3 protein-coding genes are annotated in these 2,569 nt (G+C 43.2%); 2 read left to right on the top strand and 1 reads right to left on the bottom strand.

Going from position 1 to position 2,569, the window contains the following annotated elements; genetic code table 11:
- Positions 1 to 259 precede the first annotated feature (259 nt).
- Positions 260 to 550, top strand: coding sequence for an RHS domain-containing protein (locus TW89_RS06550; protein WP_164836709.1), 291 nt, complete (start codon positions 260 to 262; stop codon positions 548 to 550).
- 803 nt (positions 551 to 1,353) lie between these two features.
- Here TW89_RS06550 and TW89_RS06540 read toward each other — a convergent pair.
- The gene (locus tag TW89_RS06540) at positions 1,354 to 1,683 is read right to left on the bottom strand and encodes a hypothetical protein (RefSeq protein ID WP_283114682.1); all 330 of its coding nucleotides are present in this window, start codon (positions 1,681 to 1,683) and stop codon (positions 1,354 to 1,356) included.
- A gap of 89 nt (positions 1,684 to 1,772) precedes the next feature.
- Here TW89_RS06540 and TW89_RS06535 point away from each other — a divergent pair.
- On the top strand, positions 1,773 to 2,569 hold a 797-nt coding region (locus tag TW89_RS06535), incomplete at its 3' end, for an MBL fold metallo-hydrolase (protein WP_164836708.1).

The following is a 2,569-nucleotide window of genomic DNA, read 5'->3' as shown; positions in this document are numbered from 1 at the left end:
CCTATCCCCCTGTGTGCCTTTGAGAGACGCCGACCACACCACGACTATAGATAATGTGGGAAGTCTTTACTTATTCTAGATAAAGGCTATTCTTAAGAAGTAAGAGGAAGTCAGATTGAAAATCTAACCTTTCAAAAGTCGTCTGAAAAGCTTGCCCTCTTTTCAGACGACCTTTTCCGTTGAAAATAGTAAACCACCATAGAGTAAAGACATTCGGGCATCCACCGAGCCGTACGGCTACGACCCCGAAACCGATCCGTTGCTAAAAATCCCGTCCGAACCACAAGAGCAGTCTGAAGCGCAGCCAGACTTGGTTTATTACCAACTCGACCATCTCGGTACGTCGATTGCCGCACGCAATGCAAAAGGCGAAGCCGTATGGACAGCCGAATACGAAGCATGGGGTAGAATCTGTAATGAAACCGTTTCAGACAGCCTCAAAGTCCACGTTCTGTTCAGTATCATGATGAAAAGAACAGGCTGCACTACAACCGTTTTGTTATTACAACTAAAAGAATGCTGGATGAAATTGAAAGAACCGGGGATTTAACAACAAGGGATTTATTGAGAAAAAGCTGGAGCATTTGATAAAAGGTCGTCTGAAAAAATCTTTCAGATGGCCTTTTTATATTTGAATTCTATAAGTGATTGTATAACTTTGAGAAATAGGACTTGGCAGGCTAAAATACTAGCATTATGAATTTAACATAATATAAATTATGTAGTTTTTCCCTATACCTAACAATCGCCGTTGTTTATTCCTATTTGTTAACTATTAGTTAATCTTAAAAGATTCCGTATAGTACTCCAATTTTTAGTATCAAATCAATAGGTTTTAAGCTGCTTAATTTTACTGTAACTTTACCACTGAATTAATGAGTGATGGAATAGTGTCTAGGGAAAATAGCTTCTACTATACTAAGTACCTCCAACTTCTTTGAGATAAGTACCTTAGCAGTTTATAAATACCATTACAAACAAATGCTAACGGAAGAGTAGGGCAGTAGCTAGCACTAGCCCAGTAACTGTGAACAGTAATTAAGCTGATGTAACGATGTGATTAAAAATCCATAAGTAGAACAATATTTAGCAGACTACCAAGCACACTTGGAAAAAGTATGCGGATAATTACTAAATATTAGTTTAGAAGGTGAGCATTTTTGCTCACCTTTCTTATTTCAAATGTTTGTCAAACTTTTTGGTAGGGAGGGGAAGGTGTATAGACTGAAACCTTTGCAAAATTCCTTTTCCCCCGACAGTCGAAACCTAAACACAGGTTTTCGGCTGTTTTTGTTTCAAATATCCACTGATTCTACTCAAATACCCCCTTAATCCTCCCCGGGCACCCGATAATTAGGCATCCGGGCCGCCTTTTAGGCGGCAACAGGCGCACTTAGCCTGATTGCGCCAGCCTGCGATGACGATGATGTCGGCTTCTTTCGTCAAATCTAGGCCGCCGTGTATGGGAATGCTTGCGCCCAGTGCCGTGATGACGTCTTTGCTGTCATCGGAACAGATTTTCAGGTCAAAGAACGGATTGTCCCGATAGGTCGTCTGAAAAACAGAAAAGGGAATGTTGAAGACAAAATCATTCATGCCCGATTGAGCATATAGCACGATTTTTGGGGACAGCTTGATTTTGGCGAAACTCGTTACGCTCGTTTTCAGACGACATTTTGGCACTATCCTTACGTTTATTGGCAATATTGCCTATTTTAGCCAATGCACCTGCTGCTTAAAATACGCTCCATGGTTTTTTAAGGAGCAACATCATGAAATTCAAGCAATTTATTCTTGCCACTGTTTTGGGCGCGACAGCCTTTTCAGCTTGGGCAGACGATTCATACCAACATATCCGTAACGCTACTGCCAAAGTCGAATACGCAGGGCAGACGTTTTTGATTGACCCGTTTTTCGCACCCAAGCACTCCATGAACGGCTTTGCCGGCACGTTCAACAGCCAAGCCAAAATGCCGCTGGTCGGGCTGCCGATGAGCGTGAATAAAATTTTGGACGGTGTAGATGCAGTTATCGTTACCCATACCCACGAAGACCATTGGGACGAAACCGCCGCACGTTCTATTCCGAAAAAATTGCCCGTATATGTTCAGCACCAAGCTGACGCGGCAAAAATCCGCAGCCAAGGCTTTACTGATGTACGCGTGTTGAACGGTAGCACTGTCTTCAACGGCGTAACTATCAGCAAAACCGGCGGCGTACATGGTACAGAAGCCATGTATGCCAACCCGCAGCTAGCCGAAATCTTAGGTGATGCAATGGGTGTGGTATTCCAAAGCAGCGGACATAAAACCGCTTATATTATGGGTGATACTGTGTGGACGGCAGATGTAAACAAAGCATTGAACCGCTACAAACCCGATTATCTGATTATGAACACGGGCTACGCGCTGATTTCAGGTATTTCAGACGGCATTATTATGGGGACGGCTGATGTATTAAAAGCCAGTCAAGTCATGCCTAAAGTCAAAATCATCACCGTACACATGGATACCGTGAATCATACCGCCGTCAGCCGCGCCGATATGCGTAAATTTATACGCGGTCAAGG

This window comes from Neisseria flavescens (assembly GCF_001618065.1).
Lineage (GTDB): Bacteria > Pseudomonadota > Gammaproteobacteria > Burkholderiales > Neisseriaceae > Neisseria > Neisseria flavescens_A.
The sequence above is the reverse complement of the archived record's forward strand: the minus strand, read 5'-3'. Positions and strand labels throughout refer to the sequence as shown.